General features: G+C 72.4%; 15 protein-coding genes. 8 read left to right on the forward strand and 7 right to left on the reverse strand.

Annotated elements, in window-relative coordinates; translation table 11 throughout:
• Positions 1–30 precede the first annotated feature (30 nt).
• Both ACZ4U4_RS28060 and ACZ4U4_RS28065 read left to right on the forward strand, forming a co-directional pair.
• Positions 31–978 (forward strand): GlxA family transcriptional regulator, encoded by a 948-nt coding sequence (locus ACZ4U4_RS28060; RefSeq protein ID WP_467879826.1) that lies wholly within the window; start codon positions 31–33, stop codon positions 976–978.
• A gap of 61 nt (positions 979–1,039) precedes the next feature.
• A complete protein-coding gene (locus ACZ4U4_RS28065) occupies positions 1,040–1,672 on the forward strand; it encodes a DJ-1/PfpI family protein (protein ID WP_467879828.1) in 633 nt (210 codons plus the stop codon).
• A 68-nt stretch (positions 1,673–1,740) separates the two neighbouring features.
• Here ACZ4U4_RS28065 and ACZ4U4_RS28070 read toward each other — a convergent pair whose 3' ends face one another.
• Complete coding sequence (locus ACZ4U4_RS28070) at positions 1,741–2,925, reverse strand: LmeA family phospholipid-binding protein (RefSeq protein ID WP_467879831.1); 1,185 nt, start codon at positions 2,923–2,925, stop codon at positions 1,741–1,743.
• Between the two features lie 286 nt (positions 2,926–3,211).
• Here ACZ4U4_RS28070 and ACZ4U4_RS28075 point away from each other — a divergent pair, with 286 nt between their 5' ends.
• The 5 genes from ACZ4U4_RS28075 to ACZ4U4_RS28095 all read left to right on the forward strand — a co-directional run bounded on the left by ACZ4U4_RS28075 (position 3,212) and on the right by ACZ4U4_RS28095 (position 9,226).
• Positions 3,212–3,886, forward strand: a complete 675-nt coding sequence (locus ACZ4U4_RS28075) for an HdeD family acid-resistance protein (protein ID WP_467879833.1) — start codon at positions 3,212–3,214, stop codon at positions 3,884–3,886.
• Between the two features lie 567 nt (positions 3,887–4,453).
• Positions 4,454–5,731, forward strand: a complete 1,278-nt coding sequence (locus ACZ4U4_RS28080) for a DUF6801 domain-containing protein (protein WP_467880046.1) — start codon at positions 4,454–4,456, stop codon at positions 5,729–5,731.
• 135 nt (positions 5,732–5,866) lie between these two features.
• Entirely contained in the window at positions 5,867–6,004 is a 138-nt protein-coding gene (locus ACZ4U4_RS28085; protein ID WP_467879836.1) for a hypothetical protein, read from the forward strand.
• A gap of 116 nt (positions 6,005–6,120) precedes the next feature.
• Complete coding sequence (locus ACZ4U4_RS28090) at positions 6,121–8,721, forward strand: EF-hand domain-containing protein (protein ID WP_467879838.1); 2,601 nt, start codon at positions 6,121–6,123, stop codon at positions 8,719–8,721.
• A gap of 43 nt (positions 8,722–8,764) precedes the next feature.
• Positions 8,765–9,226: a MazG-like family protein gene (locus tag ACZ4U4_RS28095; RefSeq protein WP_467879840.1), complete on the forward strand. Its 462-nt coding sequence runs from the start codon at positions 8,765–8,767 to the stop codon at positions 9,224–9,226.
• A gap of 5 nt (positions 9,227–9,231) precedes the next feature.
• Here ACZ4U4_RS28095 and ACZ4U4_RS28100 read toward each other — a convergent pair whose 3' ends face one another.
• Positions 9,232–9,666, reverse strand: coding sequence for an ASCH domain-containing protein (locus tag ACZ4U4_RS28100; protein WP_467879843.1), 435 nt, complete (start codon positions 9,664–9,666; stop codon positions 9,232–9,234).
• Positions 9,667–9,892: 226 nt separating this feature from the next.
• Here ACZ4U4_RS28100 and ACZ4U4_RS28105 point away from each other — a divergent pair, with 226 nt between their 5' ends.
• On the forward strand, positions 9,893–10,711 hold the full coding sequence (locus tag ACZ4U4_RS28105; protein ID WP_467879845.1) for an SAM-dependent methyltransferase: 819 nt from the start codon (positions 9,893–9,895) through the stop codon (positions 10,709–10,711).
• A 46-nt stretch (positions 10,712–10,757) separates the two neighbouring features.
• Here the strand turns inward: ACZ4U4_RS28105 and ACZ4U4_RS28110 are convergent, their stop codons facing one another.
• The 5 genes from ACZ4U4_RS28110 to ACZ4U4_RS28130 all read right to left on the reverse strand — a co-directional run bounded on the left by ACZ4U4_RS28110 (position 10,758) and on the right by ACZ4U4_RS28130 (position 18,696).
• Positions 10,758–11,852, reverse strand: coding sequence for a DUF5954 family protein (locus ACZ4U4_RS28110; RefSeq protein WP_467879848.1), 1,095 nt, complete (start codon positions 11,850–11,852; stop codon positions 10,758–10,760).
• A 166-nt stretch (positions 11,853–12,018) separates the two neighbouring features.
• Positions 12,019–13,005, reverse strand: coding sequence for a 2,3-diaminopropionate biosynthesis protein SbnA (gene sbnA / locus ACZ4U4_RS28115; RefSeq protein ID WP_467879850.1), 987 nt, complete (start codon positions 13,003–13,005; stop codon positions 12,019–12,021).
• 36 nt (positions 13,006–13,041) lie between these two features.
• Positions 13,042–14,100, reverse strand: coding sequence for a 2,3-diaminopropionate biosynthesis protein SbnB (gene sbnB / locus ACZ4U4_RS28120; protein WP_467879853.1), 1,059 nt, complete (start codon positions 14,098–14,100; stop codon positions 13,042–13,044).
• Positions 14,097–15,101 (reverse strand): TauD/TfdA family dioxygenase, encoded by a 1,005-nt coding sequence (locus ACZ4U4_RS28125; RefSeq protein ID WP_467879855.1) that lies wholly within the window; start codon positions 15,099–15,101, stop codon positions 14,097–14,099. Before ACZ4U4_RS28125 ends, sbnB begins: the two co-directional genes overlap by 4 nt.
• 121 nt (positions 15,102–15,222) lie before the next feature.
• A complete protein-coding gene (locus ACZ4U4_RS28130) occupies positions 15,223–18,696 on the reverse strand; it encodes an amino acid adenylation domain-containing protein (RefSeq protein ID WP_467879858.1) in 3,474 nt (1,157 codons plus the stop codon).
• Positions 18,697–18,759: the final 63 nt, after the last annotated feature.

Consider the following 18,759-nt stretch of genomic DNA (forward strand, 5'->3'; position numbering starts at 1 on the left):
GACGCGGTGCGGGCCGCGAAGGATGGCGGCATGACACAGCGATCGGTGCTGGTCGTCCTCTTCGAGGGCGTGCAGAGTCTCGATGTGACCGGCCCCGTGGAGGTGTTCGCGGGCGCCGGGCAGGCGAGCGGGGAGCCGTACGAGATCCGCACCGCCTCGCTCGACGGTGCGCCCGTGCGGACGTCGAGCGGGCTGCGGCTCACCCCGGACTGCGCACTGTCCGACGCCGGGACGCCGCACACTCTCCTCGTCCCGGGCGGTGAAGGCTCCCGCCGCCCCGCCCCCGGGCTGATCGACTGGCTGCGGGAGCACGCCGGGCGGGCCGAGCGCACCGTGTCGGTGTGCAGCGGGGCGCTGCTGCTGGCCGCGGCCGGACTGCTCGACGGCCGCCGGGCGACGACGCACTGGGCGCTCTGCGCGCAACTGGCCGAGGAGTACCCGCAGGTGACGGTCGAGCCGGACCCTGTCTTCGTACGGGACGGCCGGATCGCCACCTCCGCCGGGGTCACCGCGGGCATCGACCTCGCGCTCGCCCTGGTCGAGGAGGACCACGGCCGGGACATCGCCCTCCTCATCGCGCGCCATCTGGTCGTCTTTCTCCGACGCCCGGGAAACCAGGCGCAGTTCAGCGCCCAGCTGTCCGTCCAGACGGCCCGCCGGGAGCCGCTGCGGGACCTCCAGCAGTGGATCACCGAGCACCCGGACGCCGATCTGTCGGTCGCACGCCTCGCGGAACGCGCCCGGCTCTCCCCACGGCACTTCGCGCGGGCCTTCCACGCGGAGACGGGGACGACACCGGGCCGGTACGTGGAGCGTGTCCGCCTGGAGCAGGCCCGCCGTCTGCTGGAGGAGACGGCCGACGGCGTGGAGCAGGTCTCCCGCGCCTGCGGATACGGCACCCCGGAGGCCATGCGCCGCGCCTTCGTCAAAGCGCTGCACACCGCACCGGCCGCATACCGCCGGCGCTTCCACCCGTGACCCGGGCCCTCGCCCCGAGCCACCCCTCACCTCTGAACTCAACTCCCTCGAAGGAAAGACCATGCAGATCGCCATCGTCCTCTACGACCGCTTCACCGCCCTGGACGCGATCGGTCCGTACGAGATGCTCTGCCGCACCCCCGGCGCCGAGACCGTCTTCGTCGCCGAGCGGCCCGGTCCGGTCGCCAACGACCAGGGCGCCCTCACGCTGATCGCGGAGAAGGCGCTCGACGAGGTGCCGCACCCGGACATCGTGGTGGTGCCCGGCGGCCCCGGCCAGCGGGACCAGATGACCAACGAGACGCTCCTCGGCTGGCTGCGCACCGCGGCCGCCACCAGCACCTGGACGACCTCGGTCTGCACGGGATCGCTGCTGCTCGGGGCGGCCGGACTGCTCCAGGGCCGCCGCGCCACCTCGCACTGGCTGGCCCTGGACACCCTCGCCACGTACGGCGCGGAGCCGACCGGTGAACGGGTCGTCGTGGACGGCAAGGTCGTCACCGGGGCCGGGGTCTCGGCCGGTATCGACATGGCACTCACCCTGCTCGGCAAGGTGGCCGGCGACGAGTTCGCCCAGACCGTCCAGCTCGGGACGGAGTACGACCCGCAGCCGCCCTACGACGCGGGCTCCCCGCAGAAGGCCCCGGCCGCGGTCGTCAGCAGGCTCCGCGACGGCGCCTCGGTCTTCCGCTGAGACCAAGGCGGCACGGGTGCCGTCCTCCGCGCCCGTGCCGCCGCTCTTCTCCCGTGTGGTGGCGCCGCTCAGCCCACCTTCACGTCCGTGCCGGTCAGCTGCGCGCGGATGCCGTCCTTCGTCACGGAGAGGGCGCGGAGCCGGATGTCGCCCGGCAGATCGTCCGGCAGCTGCGCGGAGAACTCCATCTGCTGTGCGACCTTCGGTTCGCGGAGCTTCTGCAGACCCTTGATCAGCGAGGGGTCGATGCCGGTGGGCTCGAGCAGCGACGGATGGTCCACCAGCGTGTCCAGCATCCGGCCCGTCAGCAGCTGCCGCGGGCTCACGTCCTCGCCGGTCGCCTGCCGCAGCTCGTCCTCGTCCATCCGGTCGGCGAGGGGCGTGGTCAGCTGGAGGCCGCCGCCCTTGCCCGGTACGTAGGTGAGCAGGCCGGGCACGACCACCCGGGTGTCCTGCACGGTCATCCGCAGGCCGCGGTCCCCGGTGCGCTGCAGCTGCGCCCGCCCCTGGATCCGGGCCCGCTTGTCGCCCACCGGCAGCTCGCCGGAGGCCCGCACCGTGTTCTCCGGTCCGGGCTTCAGGGTGATCTGCGAGGCGCCGACCTCGCGGTTCAGGTCCTTGAAGTCGAGCAGGACGTCACCGCGCACCCGGCTCAGGACCGCTCCCGTGACCGAGGACGGCAGGCTGCCGACGATCCGGATGCCGTCCACCGTCCCCTTGACCTGGGCGACGGAGACCGGCCCCGCGTCGACATGGGGGACGTTGACCTCGACGCGGTCGATGCCGCCCGCGAGCACCTGCCCGATGAACGGGAAACTGTCGATGTGCACCTCGGGCGCGGCGTGCAGTTTCAGTGCCTTCTGGACCTGCTCCGCCGCCGCGTTCTCCGCGTAGAGCACGGCCCATCGGTCACCGAGCGCGAGAAATGCCAGGACGACGGCGAGCGCGACGGCCGTCTTGACGGTCCGCCGGACGATCCGACGCCTGCGCCGCCGAGTCTGCGGGGGTGCCTTCCCGTCGTCGGCGGGCGTGGTGTCCGTGGTCTCGTCGGCCGTGGTGGTGGCGGTGTCAGCGGCATCGGCGCCACTGTCGGTGGCGGTGGTGGCACTGTCGGTGGTGGGGGCGGCGGGGGCGCTGGCCGGGTCGGTGCCGGTGTCCTCGGCGGGTGCGGCGTCCGGCTCCTCGCCGTCCTGGGCGGTACGGCTGCCCGGTATCCGGGCCGTGGAATGCGCAGAAGGTTCGTTGGAGGGCATCGGCGCCATGCGATCACAGCCCGGGGACGCGGACCAAGTTGCCGGCCTTCGATACCGGGCAAGCGCGCACGGGGCGGGAGATTTCGCGCCCTGGAGCGTCCGAGCGCCTCCCGGACCGTCCCGGAGGGTCTGCCGTGGCCCGGGCGGAGCGGCAGAGCCCCGCGCCGCCGGAGGCCGGGCGCCTCCCCCGAGGACGCCGCGCTCTCCCCAAGCGGGACGGGGCCGATGGGGTGACGATGGAAGCGTCCGTATCCGACCGTGCTGTCCCATGAGAGAGGTGGCAGGTATGACGAACCCCTCCGCGGCCTCGGACGACGGCCCGCCGCAAGCCCCGGAAGCCCCCGCGGAGAGCAGTCCCCTGGGCATCCTCTCCAACCTCGGCTGGCAGGCCCTGTTCACCCTCGGCCTGGCGTCGATCGCCCTGGGCGTGGTCATCCTGGTCTGGCCGGGCAAGACCCTGCTCGTCGTCGGCATCGCCTTCGGCGTCTACCTGTTGGTCAGCGGCGTCTTCCAACTGGCCAGCGCCTTCGGCGCACATGTCCCCGGGCATCTCCGGGCGCTGCACTTCATCACCGGTGCGCTCAGCGTGCTCCTCGGGCTCATCTGCTTCCGGGGCACCCTGCAGTCGCTGCTGTTGCTCGCCCTCTGGATCGGCTTCGGCTGGCTGGTGCGCGGCATCATGATGACCGCGGCCGCCGGCGCCGCCCGTGAGACGCCCGCACGGGGCTGGCAGCTCTTCCTGGGCATCATCACCCTGCTCGCCGGCATCGTGATGATCATCTCGCCGTTCGGTTCGATCGCCGCGCTCACGCTGGTGACCGGCATCATGGCCATCGTCCTGGGCGTCACCGAGGTGATCAACGCGATCCGTCTGCGCATCGCCATCGGACGCGATCCCAAGGACACCCCCACCAGGCATCGGCGGTCGGGGTTCCACCCGCGTCCGCACCCGCAGCACTGACGCGAAGACCGCCGGATTCCGTCCCGGCGGTATGGCCTGACCACTCCCGTGGTCGCGGTGGCCGGTGGCCGCCGCAACCACGGGAGTGGCGCCCTATGACCGGAGCAGCTGGACGGCCGGCCGCCACAGCCCCTCCGGCCTCCCCCGCATCGGCCCTCACCGCAATCCGCCGCGGCCGCGGGAATACTGGCCAGTATCCGTGACAGGCACGGAGATGCACAGTTTCTGATCTTTATTCAGCAGGAAGAATATCCTTGGAAGGCGCCCCCATCGGGGAGTTCGGAAGCATTCCGAGTGGTGCACCACATCTTCACGCAACCAGGACCGCGCCCCTCTCGTCTTCCAAGTAACCTTGCATGCCCCGCTGATCGGAATCGGCCGGGTGCCGAAGACCCGGCGCGGGCCACCACAATCCGAGCAGCACGCTCCATCTCAGAAAAAGAGAGAGTCGTTCCGTAATCGCACACCCGCACAGTGAACGGGGGATTACTCATGAACATCAGGTGTGGCAGGCCAAGGGTGAAGATCACCCTCGCCGTCGCCACGGTTTCAGCAGTGGCCGGCGGAATGCTGGGGGTCATCGGAGCCGGATCGGCTTCCGCGCAGACGCTCACGCGCACATTCGCCTATACGTGCCAGGCACAGATGATCGGCACTCAGCCGCTGACGGTGAAGATCACCTCGGACCTCCCGAAGTCGGTCGCCGTGGGCGCGCCCAGCAGGAACATCGCCGTCAAGGCGGTGGCAGAGGTGGACGCGAGTTTCACGGAGTGGCTCGCCAAGGCCGGTATGAAGTCCATCGGGGGCACGGCGGAAGCGCGGGCCCACGTGGCCGCGCCGCAGAAAGACGTCGACCTCACGGTCCCCTTCCAGCTCAGCACGGCCAACGCCCCCGCGTCCGGCCCCTTCCCCATCAACGCGACCGCCCACGCGACCGCCCCCACCTTCCACCAGCCCGGCAAGGGCACGGTCACCGCCGGCGACCTGCTGCTCCACCTCGCCGCGACGAACGGCAATCTGTGGCTGAAGGCCGACGCGCCGTGCACCCTGAACGCCGGCCAGAGCAACGTCGTGACCTCCTTCGACATCACGAAGCCGGGCTCGGGCGCCTCCGCCACTCCGCACCCGTCGACCGGATCGGGGACCTCCGCGGCTCCGCGGCCGACGACCGGATCGGCGGGCGCCCCGGCTCCCGGACCGACGGCCGGCTCGGTGGGGGCTGCCGCTCCCGGCCCCACGGCCGGATCGGTGGGAGCCGCCCCCGCAGCCCACGGTGCGCCCGCGCCCGGCAAGCCGAGCCCCGGCGTGCCCGGTGTCCCGACGGTGACGGCCCCCAGCCAGGCGGCGCCGGTGGCGGCCGGGCCTGCGCCCGGCGGCGAGGTACCTGCCGGCGGACAGAACATCAGGGATCTCCTCCTGCCGGTCATGGGTCTGCTCGCGGCATGCGCCGTCGCCTTCGGCCTCGGCGCGAGGCGGCGGCACAACGGGCGGCCCCGTGGCGACGGAGAAGAGCAGCGGCCCCTCGTACCGCAGCAGGGTCCGTTCGTCGGAGGTGTCAGGGACGGCAGCGCCGATGTGCGTCGCCACAGGAGGGTCTTGACCGCTGACGCCCCTCCGCGTCGGGGGCACAGCGGCGGGACCGTCTCGTACGGCAGCGCGGGCCGGAGGGTGTCCGAGGGGCAGAACGTGCTGATGGGGCGCCATCACACCGACCATCAGGGCGTCGGCGCGCGGGCCTGCGGCGGCGCCGAGGTGGACGGCCCACTGCCGGAGCCACGGGAGCGGGACGGCGTCGGCGCCGTGACCGACGAACAGCCCGGCGCCGCATACGTTCGGCAGTCATAGGGAAGCGGTCACCGTCCGCGTGGCGGAGGCCGGGCAGGGCGGCAGGTAGGCACAGCAGGTGCCTACCTGCTGTGCGGTGGGAACCACCGCGGAAAGCTGACTGTTCACCGTTCACGCGAAGAGGAGGTGCTTCCGGTGACGGAGATCGACACTCCGCTCGGCCAGGTCGTACCTACAGAAACACAGGGCCCCGGGGCGCGTAGCGCGGCCGTCGGGGACAATTCCGGGGGCCTCTCCATGGGCGACAACTCGACGATCATCCGGTATCGGTGAGCATCGCACCGGAGCCGGAGCCCGCCGGCCGTACCGCTCACCCGCCGGACGGCCGAGATCTTTTCAAGATCGGGGTCAACACGGGCATTGTCGTCAGCGGAAACCACAATTTCATCGTGCAATTCCCTGCGGAGTTCTCCGCCAAGGAGGCACTCGCCGGCTGGATCGAACAGCTCGCCACCGCGGTACGCGCCGATCAGCAATCCGTTGGCGGCAAACTGGCCGAACAAGCCGATACGCTCGCGCTCGCCGTCCGTGCGCATCTGAAGCCCGAGGTGGAGCAATTGCGCCTGAAGCACGGGACGTTGCCTTTGCGCTGGCGGCTGATGCTGGAGAAAGCACCCGGCCACGAAGACGCCCCGGACGACCCGACCGGGGAGACACCCGCACCCCCGACGGATCTCGCGGACGTCCTTGAGCAGGCGGATTCCCGTTGGCTGGTGGTCCTGGGGCGGGGAGGCTCGGGGAAGACCGCCCTGGCGCTGCGGTTCGCACTGGCCCACCTGGACGCACGTCTTGCCGGCCGCAGGGCGGCGCCGGTGCCGGTGATCTTCAGTCTCGGGTCCTGGGACCCCGGCGCCCTGCCGCTACGGGACTGGTTGATCGGCCGACTGGAGCGGGACCACACCTTTCTCGCCGAGAAAGGCCCCGGCGACATCACCTGGGCCGAGGCGCTGGTGAGTGAGGAATATGTGCTCCCGATCCTGGACGGGTTCGACGAGATCGCCATCGGTCTGCGCAAGAAAGCGCTGCAAGAACTCAACAACTGCCTCTTGCCGCTGATCGTGACCAGCCGCCGCGCCGACATCGAAGCCGCTGCGGAAGAAACCAGAGTCGCTCCCTACGCCGTCGCCGTCGAATTGACCGACGTCACCTTGGACGACGCCGTCACCTACCTGGAGAAGACCACCAACAGCCGCCTCCTCCGCCATCCGAACGCCGCCTCCCGGAGCGAATGGGCGCCCGTTCTACGGGAGTTGCGCAGCCGTCAGCACACACCGGCCGGCGCCCATCTCGCCGCCGTACTGACCACCCCCTTGATGGTCACACTCGCCCGGTTCGCCCACGAATCCGGCCTCGACCCCGCGGACCTGCTGAACACCGAGAAGTTCAGCACCCGGGAAGCCCTGGAGAAACACCTTCTGGACAGCTTCATCTCCGCCGCCTACGAGCGCGACGCGTCCACGCTGCGCTGGGACCCCGAACGCGCCCGGCACTGGCTCGGCTATCTCGCCGCACATCTGACGGAACTCGAAACGCCCGACATCGAATGGTGGCGGCTGGGGACCAGCGTGCAGCTGCGGTGGCTCATGCTGCGGGTCGGCGTCACGGTCGGAATCCTCTGCGGACTCGTGGCCGGGCTCGTCTACGGGGCCGAGGGCCTGCTCCTGTACGGGCCGTTGCAGGGGCTGATGACCGCCGGTGTCACCGGCCCGACGAACGGGCTCGCGATGGGGCTGACCTTCGCTCTCATGCACGGCTTCGTCACCAGGATGAAGGTCGGCGGCCCGATGTTCGAACCGTCGCTGATGGAAATCAGGCTCGGCGGCTGGACGAGGAACAAGGTGGGGAGGAGATTGCGGGAGAGCTTCCGCCCCAGAGTGGTGGGCGGGCTCACCGGGGGCCTCCTGTTCGGGCTCCTGTGGGCGCTCGGAAGTGCGGCGATCACGGCCTCCCTGCGTTATCCCGCGCCCCTGATCGCGCTGAATTCGGCGATGCTGCTCGCGGCGGGAATCGGCCTGGGAGGTGTGCTGGGGCTCATCGCCGCGCTCGGGGCCGGGTTCGAGACCGCCATCCCGCGGGAGAAGAGCGCCCGCCCGCCGGACCTGTTGCACACGAACCGCGCCACCGTACTCAAGCAGCTGCTCACCGTCGGGCTGGTGATAGGGGTCGGGTGGGGAGTCCTGTTCGGGTCCGCGTCGCGCAGTGCTCTGGCCGGCGCCGGGGCCGGGCTGGTGGCCGGAATCATGATCGCGCTGGGCGTGGGCACCATGACCGCCTGGGGGCGGTGGGTGGTCCTGGCCCGGATCTGGCTGCCCCTGTCGGGGTGGTTGCCGAAGGACCTGGACGCCTTCCTGCAAGACGCCCGGGGGCGCACCCTCCTGCGCAAGGTCGGCGCGGTCTACCAGTTCCGCCACGACCAGCTCCGGGAACACCTGGCCGCGACCGTCGGCACCCCGCCCGCGCGCGTCCTCCACCGCATCCGCAACCTGGACCGCCTGTTCGACGCCGTCGACACCGATGGCGACGGCTACGTCGGCGAGGACGACTACCTGGAGATCGCCGACCGCTGCCGCACCGCCTACGGACTCGACGCGGACGCCGACGAGGCGAAGGCTCTGGACTCCTTCTACCGGGAGTTCTGGGCAGGTCTGCGGCGTCATGCGAAGACCGGCGGCAGGCTCTCCCTCGCCCAGCACCGGACCGCTGCCGGAGCGCTCGCCGCGGACCCGGATCTGCACAGGCCGGTCGCGGCCTTCGGGGCGGCGATGTTCAAGATCATCGATGTGGACCGCGACGGCTCCATCGGTGAGCAGGAGCTGAGCCGGTACCTCGCCCTGTGGAACCTCGCCGGAGATGTCTCCCGTGTGCTGGGGCGGCTGGACGGCGACGGCGACGGCTGCCTCGGCGAGGCCGATCTGATCCGCGCGATCGACGCGTATGTCCGCTACCCCCACCTGGGCGGAGCGGGCAGGGTGTTCTTCGGCGTCGCGTGACGCGCGTCGGACAGCGCAGCAGGTCAAGGGAGACTTCGAAGGCATGAGGGAAGCAACGCAGGCGGCAGGAACCCCCGGCGAGGGCGAGGTCGGCGGCGGTTCGCCGGGCAGCGCACGGCTCGCGGCCGACTCCCTGGAGGCGACCATTGGCCGGCTCGCCCGGTGGTTCACCGCACACGACACGGCGCGGGGGCTCAGCGCCGTCGAGCAGTGGACGCTCCAGGTGCTGAAGATCTCGGAGGAGACCGGCGAGGCCGCCCAGGCGGTGATCGGGGCGCGCGGCACCAACCCCCGTAAGGCGCCCGTCCCCTGGGACGAGGTGCACGCCGAGGTCGCGGACGTGGTGATCACCGCTCTGGTCACGCTGAAACGGATGCGCCCGGACGACGCCGAGGAATATCTGCGCCGCCAACTGGCCCTCAAAGCCGCCAAGTTCCTCCCGGAGCCCGCCCCGACCGCCGGTGGCGCCCCTGCGGCGGACCGCTCCGGCGCCCCGTCCTCGTAGCGGGGTCACCCCTCGCGTGGCTCCTCCGGGGCGACCGTCCGGAAGCTCTGGGCGACGACGAGGGTGTCCCCGTCGATGACGGGGGTGTGGCCCAGGAACTCGCGTACGCCTGCGCTGCGGAAGAACTCCTCGTGGGCGGTGCGCCACTGCGCGGCGTCGGAGTAGCCGCGGCCCTCGGCGTGGGCGAAGGCCTCGTCGATCTCCTTCATGGGGACGACACGGACGTCGGTCAGCTCGATCGTGACGGCCGGGCGGGCGTCGGAGTCGAGGACCGCGAACCGCTGTCCGGCCTGCGGAACGTCCTCACCGGCGTGCTCGTAGATCTCCAACAGGCCGGTGAGGGCGGTCTTTTCGCCGGTGAGGATCGCCGCCACGCCGCGGTCACGCTCCGGACCGGGGAAGGCCAGTTCCAGGGTGGGAAGGTCGTCGTCATGCGCCATCGGGCGAGCGTACGGAGCCGGGGCACGGTGATCAACGGGATATCCGCCCCGCCCGGCAGTCCGACCGGCCGTCCGCCGGGAGCGCGTCCGCCGCCCGCAACCTCCGGGGCGGCGCCACGGGATGCGCAGGACCTTCCCCGACCTGCACCGACCCTCCCCCACCGGTCGATTCGGTCCCTCTTACCATGACTCCCAGACATTTTCCGTTGGCAGGAAGGCAGTGGTGATGACCGAGGGCTATTCCGGCGTGGACCAGTCGAAGCCGAGCATCGCCCGGGTCTACGACTACCTCCTGGGCGGCAAGGACAACTACGTCGTCGACCGTGCCGTGGGAGATACGTTCAAGCACGACATGCCCGGCTCGGTGGCCATCGCGCACGCCAACCGGCAGAACCTGGTGCGTGCCGTGCAGGAGCTGGCGCTCGCCGGTGTCGATCAGTTCATCGACATGGGCAGCGGACTGCCGACCGCGGACAACGTCCATCAGGTCGCACAGCGCCATCTCCCCGACGCCCGGGTGGTCTACATCGACAACGACCCCATCGTGCTGGCGCACGGCCGGGCGCTGCTGGAGGACAACGCGCACACCCGTGTCCTCCAGGCGGACGTCCGCGACCCGCAGGCCATACGGGAGCACCCGGACACCGTGGGGCTGATCGACTTCGACCGGCCGGTGGCGGTGGTGCTCAGCGCGATCCTGCACCACATCAACGACGACGAGGACCCCCGCTCCCTCGTCCGTTACTGGCAGGACCAGGTGCCCTCCGGCAGCTACTTCTTCATCTCGCACTTCCGCAGCGGCGACAACCCGCAGACCACCGAGGCGGAGGCGGTGCTCCAGTCGACGTTCGGCCGCGGGCGGTGGCGCAGCGACGAGGAGATCCGCGCGCTCTTCGGCGATCTGGAGATCCTGGAGCCGGGGATCGTGCCCAGCTCGCTGTGGCGCCCGGAGGCGGCGCCGGATCCGCTCTCCGCCGGGGCGGCGGAGGCCGAACTGACCGTCTGGGAACAGCTCATCGTCGGCGGGCTCGCGCGCAAGGCGTGATACGGGGCGGGGCGGCGCCGGGAGGGTGCCGCCCCGCGCGGCTCCGTCAGGCTCCGTCGCCGTCGTCGTGGTCGAAGTGGACGACGCCGTCCTCGTCGAGGAACGGGTGGAGCTTGTCGGGGAGATGGCTGTCGGTGTCGGACGGGCGGGGGCCCTCGGGGCCGTCCGGGCCCCAGCGGAGCAGGCGGCGGGCGCGGCAGATGCGGTGGACGGTGCCGTGCACCTCGATCTGGTTGGCGCGTTCGGTGCGCAGGCGGTCGGCGGCGCGGATGTACTCGGCGAGTTCGGCGGCGGTGGCCTCGTCGCTCTCGGCGGCCACCGCGCGGGCGTCGGCGGTGCGGTCGGGCAGGTCCCAGGGGATGAGGCCCTGCTGGCGTGGCTCGAACCAGGTCAGGGAGAAGTCCAGGGTCTTGCGGGCCTCGTGGGCGCTGGCGTGCAGGGCGCTGCCCGTCTTCCAGCCGATGCCGTCCTTCTCCACGACCCGGAAGGCGGGCGGCAGCAGCAGGACGTCGGGGTGGCTCTCGCGGATCAGCCGGGAGTCGCGGCAGACCTCCTCGGGGAAGCGGGATCCGGCGTAGACGAGGGCGCGCAGGGCCAGGCGTTCGGCGGCCAGGGCGGGGGTGACCGGCTCCTGCGGGTCCAGCAGCAGCTGGTCGTCGATGCGGTCGCGGACGCTGCGCTCCCAGTCGGGGACGGCGGGCTCGGGGTCGGTGGCGCGGGGCTGTTCGATGCCGTCGCGGCCGCTGCCCGCGTACTCCTCGGCGCGGATGACGCGGTAGCGGGTGTCCTGGACGGTGAGTTCGTCGACCGGTTCCTTCTCCAGGCGGGCGACGCCGGCCAGCAGGGCGCGGCGTTCCTCCCTGGTGTGGGCCTCGTCCTTCGCCCGGAACCACAGCCAGGAGTTGAGGCTGTCGCGGGCCTCCTGGGGGCTGCTCGCCGTCACCGGGACGACCACCCGCCACCGGGGTGCGTCCTCGGGACTCTGGGCCGCGACGCCGAACAGCGGGCCGCGTACCAGCATCACATCCACGTCCGACATCGCGTCGAGCGCATCGGCCTCCATGACCGCCTCGACGGGGCCGTCCGGGGACCTCACCACGACCGGCCGGCTGCGGCCGGGGCTCACCTCACCATGACTCATGGGTTCATCCTGGCGACCCCGGCGGGAGCCGACAGGCGTTCCCCGGAACCCCACCCCGCTCTCCTCGACCACCACTCGGACGAGTGAGCGGATTCAGGACAGGCGCGGCGCCGCCCGGGACCGGGGTGGTTTCCCGGGGCCGGGCGGCGTCCGTCCGTCCGCGGTGTCAGGCCGATTCGAGGTCCGGGGTGACCGGGTCGGGGCCCAGGACGTCGTCGCCGTAGAGGGCGTGCAGCCAGTTGGTCTGGTAGATGGTGTCCAGATAGCGTTCGCCGAGGTCAGGGGCTATCGCCACGGCGGTGAGGCGTGGGGTGCGGTGGTGCGCGAGCCAGGTCGTGGCGCCGCTGACGACGGTGCCGGTGGAGCCGCCGAAGAGGAAGCCCCGGCGGGCCAGGCGGTGGCAGGCGCGGACGGTGTCGGCCTCCTCGACATGGATCACCTCGTCCACGAAGTCCTCGTCGAGCAGGGCCGGGCGGACGCCGGCGCCCAGGCCGGGGATCATGCGGCGGCCCGGTTCGCCGCCGAAGGTCACCGAGCCGACGCTGTCCACCGCGACGACCTTCACCGCCGGGCGGTGTTCGCGGAAGTAGCGGGCACAGCCCATGAGGGTGCCGGTGGTGCCCGCGCCGATGAACAGGACGTCCAGGTGCGGGAAGTGGTGGGCGATGCCCGGTGCGGTGGTGCGGTAGTGGGCCTGCCAGTTGCCGGCGTTGGTGTACTGGTTGAGCCAGACGTACCGTTCGTCGGCCGCGCACAAGGCTCTGACGTGGGATATCCGCGCGCCGAGCAGACCGCCGGTGGCCGCCGGTTCGGCGATGATGTGCACCCGGCCGCCCATCGCCTCGATGAACCGGCGGGCCGAGAGGTTGCAGCGGGCGTCGGTGACGCACAGGAAGCCGTAGCCCTTGCTCGCCGCGATGATGCTGAGGGCCGCGCCGAGGTTGCCGGAGGAGGACTCGACGAGGACGGAGCCCGGTTTGAGGATGCCGTCGCGTTCGGCGGCCTCGACCATGGCGGCGGCCGCCTTGAGTTTGATGGAGCCGGCGAAGTTGAAGCCCTCGCATTTCAGGAAGAGGGAGTGGTCCACCATCGGCCGCAGGTCGACGTAGAGGTCTTCGGCGTTGAACTCCGCGGGACCGGAGATGATCGTCATGCTGTGTCCCTCCTCGGCGGCAGCGCTCCCGGCCGGTCAGCCATGACGGCGCAGTTCGTGGAAGAAGTCGTCGACGCGGTGGAGTTCGCCGGCGCGGGCCACCTGGTCGTAGACGTACCGGCCGACCGCGAGGTCGAGGACGCCCAGGCCGAAGGGGGAGAAGATCACGGTGCGGTCGGCGGGGACGGTGACGCGGCCCGCGGTGACGTCGTCGAGGGTGCCGGTGAGGAAGTCGCGGTGGCCGGTGAGCTGTTCGGCCAGGTGCGGGGAGGTGTCCGCCTTGAGGCAGTGGTCGATGTCGTCGACGACGTTGACGGAGTCGAGGATGATCTCGGGCGCAAGGTCGCGCAGCGAGATGTGCAGCACCAGCGGGTGGTGGTCGAACCACGTGACGTCGTCGACGTGCGGCTTTCCGGCGACGGTGGCGAAGACGACGACGTCGCTGGTGCGGATCAGGTCCTCGGCGGCGGGGTGGACGGTGACCGGTCCGGCGCCGGACTGCTCCAGGTAGAGGCGGAAGCCGGCCGCGCTGTCGGGGGACACGTCGTGCACGCCGATGTGGTCGAACTCCCAGCCGGTCGCCGCCAGGAAGGTGTGGATGTAGCGGGCGATCAGGCCGGTGCCGAAGAAGCCGATGCGGCGGGGGCGCGGGCGGCCGCGGCTGAGCCGGTCGGCGGCGAGCGCCGCGGACGCCGCGGTCCTGGTGGCGCTGATGATGGAGCTCTCCAGGCAGGCGAACGGGTAGCCGGTGTCGTGGTCGTTGAGGATCAGCACCGCGGAGGCGCGGGGGAGGCCGGCGCCGACGTTGGCGGGGAAGCTGGAGATCCACTTCATGCCGTCGACCGGGGTCCCGCCGCCGAGCGAGGCGGGCAGCGCGATGATGCGGGAGGTGGGCCGGTCGGGGAACTTCAGGAAGTACGAGGGCGGGTTGACGGAGTTCCCCTCGCCGTGCAGGCGGTAGGTGGCCTCGACGAGGCCGACGATCTCGTGGGCCCGGCCGGCCAGCGCACGCTGGACCTGGTGGCCGGGGATCACCGCGAACGACGGCGCGGGGGCGGTGGGCCGGGTGGCGGTGTGGTGCTCGGTGGTGGTCATGCGGCGGTCACCTCGATGGTGGGCGAGCAGTCGGTCAGGGAGATCCGGTCGGCGAGGGCGACCAGGATTTCGCGGCGGCCGTGGAACGGTTCCCGGCCGTGCGCGGTGCGGACGTTGTCGACGAGCAGCAGATCCCCGGAGCGCCACGGTGTGCGGCGGGTGAGCGCCTGGTAGACGCCGTTGAGCAGCTCGACGGTCTCCGGTTCGAGGGGGTCGCCGTTGCCGTAGCGGGTGTTGAACGGCAGGCCGTCGGGGCCGTAGCTGTCCACCAGGTACTCGCGGATGTCGGGGGCGAGCGTCCATTCGTTCAGGAAGGCGACCTGGTTGAACCAGCAGCGCCGGCCGGTGACCGGGTGGCGGACGACGGCGCTGCGGCGCTGGCGGGTGGTCAGGGTGCCGTCGGGCTGCCAGTGGTGGGCGATGGCGTGGGCGCGGCAGTGCTCCTCGACGGCGGCGCGGTCGTCGGTGCCGAAGGCTTCGGCCACGGAGGCGCCGATCTCGTCGTTGTAGGTGCGGGTCAGCAGCCAGCCCTGCCGGGCGAACCGCCGGACGAGCCGCCGGGGCAGCGCGTCGAGGACGGCGGACGCGTCGGCCACCACCGTCTCCCCGCCGACGTCGGGTTCCGTGAGGCAGGCGAAGAGCATCAGGCCGGGGAACTCGGTGGCGTAGCTCAGCTCGTGGTGCGGGCACATCTGCTGGTTGGCGGGCCACGGGGTGGTGGTGTACGTGCCGGTGGCGCGGGTCTGGCGGGGGGCGAAGCTCTCCGCCTCGGCCATCAGGTCGTCGGAGAGGGCGGCGAAGACCTCGGCGGTCCCGGTGGCGTCGCGCAGTCCGAGGCCGCGGACGAGGAGGGCGCCGTGTTCGGTGACGAGGGCGCGCAGGGCGTCCCGGTGCCGGGCCGCCCAGTGCGCCGGGTCGCCGCCCGGCTCCACGGGGAGGACCGGTGGCCGGCCGACCCGGAGGAGCGGTGCGGGCAGGGGTGGTGAGGGGGGCGATGCCATGGGGCCTCTTTCCGTGACGGAGTGCTCGGGGGGCGGGTCGCTCGGCGGGTGGCGGGTCGGCGGGCCGCGGGTCGGGCCTGGTGGGCCGGTGTGGGTGAAACGTCGGGCGGCGGACGCGGGGTCAGGCCGGTGGTGCGGTGAGGGCGTCGAGTACGGCTCGGGCGGTCTCGGCGGGGCGGGTGTGGTGGAAGTGGTGGCCGCCGTCGGGCAGCCGGTGGAGGGTGACGTCGGCGGCGAGCCGGCCCCAGGCGTGGTGCGGCTGGCCGGTGGTGCGGGTGAGCGGGTCGTCGTCGGCGAGCACCAGGGTGAGCGGCACGGTGAGCCGGACGGGCCGTTCGTCCTCGTCCAGCGCGGCGGCGAGGTAGCGGTGTGCCACGGCGCTGTCGTGCCGGTGGGCCGCGGCGCGGGCGGCGTGGACGTCCTCGGAGTCGGTGGGTGCGGCGTCGCCGGGGAGGGGTGGGGCGGCGTCCGTCCCGGTGCCGGCGGTTCGGGGTGCGGCGAGGGCTGTCACCGTGCCCGTCCGGCCGGTGCCGGTGCGGATGGCGGTGAGGCGGGTGCCGCCCTCGGTGATCCGGACGGCGGCCGGGTTCGGCCCGCCGTCGGCCGCAGGGTCGGTGGCCGCGCTTCCGGACGGCGCCTGGCCCTCCTCCGTGGTGCCGGGGACCGCGGGCTCCTCCCCCGCGGCGGCCCCCTCGGTGGTGCCGGGGACCGTACGCCCTTCCGCCGCATCGCCCGGTGCCGTCGTCGCCTCGGCGGCCTCGGCCAGCAGACGGGCGCCGATGAAGACATGGTGGGCGGGGGCGCCGCGGTCCTGGAGGAGGCGGGCGGTGGCGACGGCGAGGGCGGCGCCGGCGGAGTGGCCCCACAGGACGACGCCGGTCAGACCACGGCGGGCGATCTCGTCGGCGGTGGCCTCGGCGACCCGTTCCAGCGGGGTGAGGGGGGTGCGGTCGGCCGGGTCGTGGCCGGGCAGTTCGACGGCGTGGGCGGCGTACCCGGCCGACCGCAGCGCCTCGGCCAGCGGCAGGAAGCCGAGCGCGTTGCCGCCCGCGCCGGGGAAGGCCACCAGATGGCCGCGGGGCGGGTCCGCGGGTTCCGCGAGGGTCTGCAGAAGGCCGGGGTCCGGTGCCCGGCCGTCGTCGAGCAGGGCGGCCAGGTCGGTGAGGACGGGGCGGCGGATCAGGTCCTTGAGGGAGACGGCCCGGTCCAGGGCGATGACGAGTTTGACCGCCGCCAGCGAGGTGCCGCCGCGGTCGAAGAAGTGGTCGTCGCGCCCGACAGTGACCTCCGGGACGCCGAGCACCTCGGACCAGGCGCGGGCCAGGCGCCGTTCGGCGGGGGTCCGCGGGGGGCGATGGCGCTCCTCCGGTGGCGCGGGGCGGGCGGCGAAACCGGCGAGCGTCCGCTTGTCGATCTTGCCGTTGCCGGTGAGCGGGAGCCGGGCGTGCCAGTGGAAGGCGGTCGGCACCATGTAGGCGGGCAGCGACTCCCCCAGGCGCGCCCGCAGCACGGTGGTCTCCAGGGGGTGCGGCCCGCTGTAGAAGGCCACCAGGTGCTTGCCGTGGCCCTCGCCGCTCACCACGACGGCGCCGTCGCGTACGCCGTCCACGCGCAGCAGCGCGTTCTCGATCTCGCCGATCTCGATCCGGAAGCCGCGGATCTTCACCTGGGCGTCGCGGCGGCCGAGGAATTCCAGCTTGCCGCCCGGCAGCCAGCGGCCGATGTCGCCGCCCTGGTAGAGCCGTTCGCCCGGGCGGTGCGGGTCGTCGCCGAAGACCTGCCGGGTGCGTTCGGGGTCGTTGACGTAGCCGCGGCCGACGCAGACGCCGGAGAAGACGATCTGGCCGGGGGCGCCGAGCGGGACCGGCTCCAGGTGGTCGTCGGTGACGTAGACGCGGGCGTTGGGGACGCACGGGCCGAGCGGGATCCGGTCGCCGTCGGGGGCGTGGTCCATGACCTCGTGGTTGGTGTCGTCGGAGGTCTCCGTCAGCCCGTAGGCGTTGACGAGGCGGATGCCGGGGCGGGCGGCGAACCAGCGCTGGACCAGTGGTTTCTTCAGCGCCTCTCCGGTGACCGAGACACATCGGAGGTCCGGGAGCGGGCGGGGGGTGCGTTCCAGGTGGGTGAGGACGGCTTCGAGGTAGGACGGGACGACCTGGAGGACGGTGATGCGGGCGGTGGCGAGGGTGTCGACGAAGCGGTCCACGTCCAGGATGACCGGCTGTTCGACCAGGTGGGTGCGGCCGCCGACCAGGAGGGCGGCGACCAGTTGCCACAGGGAGATGTCGAAGCACTGGGGTGCGGTCTGGGCGACGGTGTGGCCCTCGGCGATGCCCAGGTCGGCGATCTTGGCGTAAAGGTGGTTCAAGAACCCCGCGTGTTCGCACATCGCGCCCTTGGGCTCGCCGGTGGAGCCGCTGGTGAAGTAGATGTACGCGAGTTGGTCGGCGGCGACCCGTACGCCCGGGTCGTCGGTGGGGTGGCCGGCGGCGAGGGCGGTGTCGATGCCGAGGGTGCGGACCGCGGGGAGGGCGGCGAAGGCCTGGTCGAGGGTGGTGGTGGCGCCGGGTTCGGTCAGCGCGAGGGCGCAGCCGGCGCGGGTGAGCATGGCGGCGATGCGGTCGGGCGGGAAGTGCGGTTCGACGGGGAGGTAGACGCCGCCCGCCTTGAACACGGCCAGGACGGCGGCCATCCAGTCGAGGGAGCGCTCGCTGACGACGGCGACGACGCCCTCCCGGGTCAGGCCCGCGGCCAGGAGGGCGTGGCCGAGGCGGTTGGCGCGGTCGTTGAGTTCCCGGTAGGTGAGGGACCGGTCGCCGAGGGCGGCGGCGACGGCGTCCGGGTGGGTGCGGACGCGTTCCTCGAAGAGTTCGTGGAAGCGGCGGTCGGGCAGCGGGCGGCGGGGACCGGCCAATCCGTCGAGCTGGAAGCGGCGTTCGCTGTCGGAGAGGAGACCGAGGCGTCCGTAGGGGGCATCGGGGTCGGCGGCGAAGTGGGTGAGGGCGGTGCGGTGGTAGCCGGCGATCCGGGCGGCGCTCTCCGTGTCCAGCGCGTCGGTGCGGTGGCGGGTCCGCAGCCGGGCGCCGGTGCCGTGGCGGGTCACCGAGAGCCGCAGCACGCTGGTGCCGAGCGGGTCGCCGCCGTGGCCGTACGGGTCGAGTTCGGCCTCGAAGAGCACGGTGTCGAGGCCGAGTTCGGCGGCGAGGCGGGGTACCGCGCAGTGGCGGTGGGCGGCGAGGTCGGTGAGGACGCGGGCGGCCTCCTGGGCCAGTTCGCGCCAGGTGACGGGGGTGGCGGCGAGGCGGCAGGGCAGGGCGGGGCCGGTGGCGGCGGTGGTGCAGCCGGTGGTGACCTGCCGTTCGCCGGAGAGCGCGGCGAGCACCCGGATGTGGGCGGCGAGCCAGATCGCCTCCCGGGGGACGCCGTGCTCGCCGCCCCAGCGGTCGAGCCGGTCCATCAGCTCGCCGGGCAGGGCGAGTTCATGGGTGGCGAGGCCGGGCACGGGGGCGGGGGCCCAGCGGGGGACGGCGGTGAATCCGGCGTCGGTCAGGACGGTGCGCCAGTACTCCCGGTCGTGGTCGGTCGGCTTTGTCATCAGGAACCTTTCCTGCTGGTCGGACGGGCACGGCGGGCCGCGGCGGCCGCGGTGCCGGGTGGT

Source organism: Streptomyces sp. NPDC029159 (assembly GCF_055564055.1).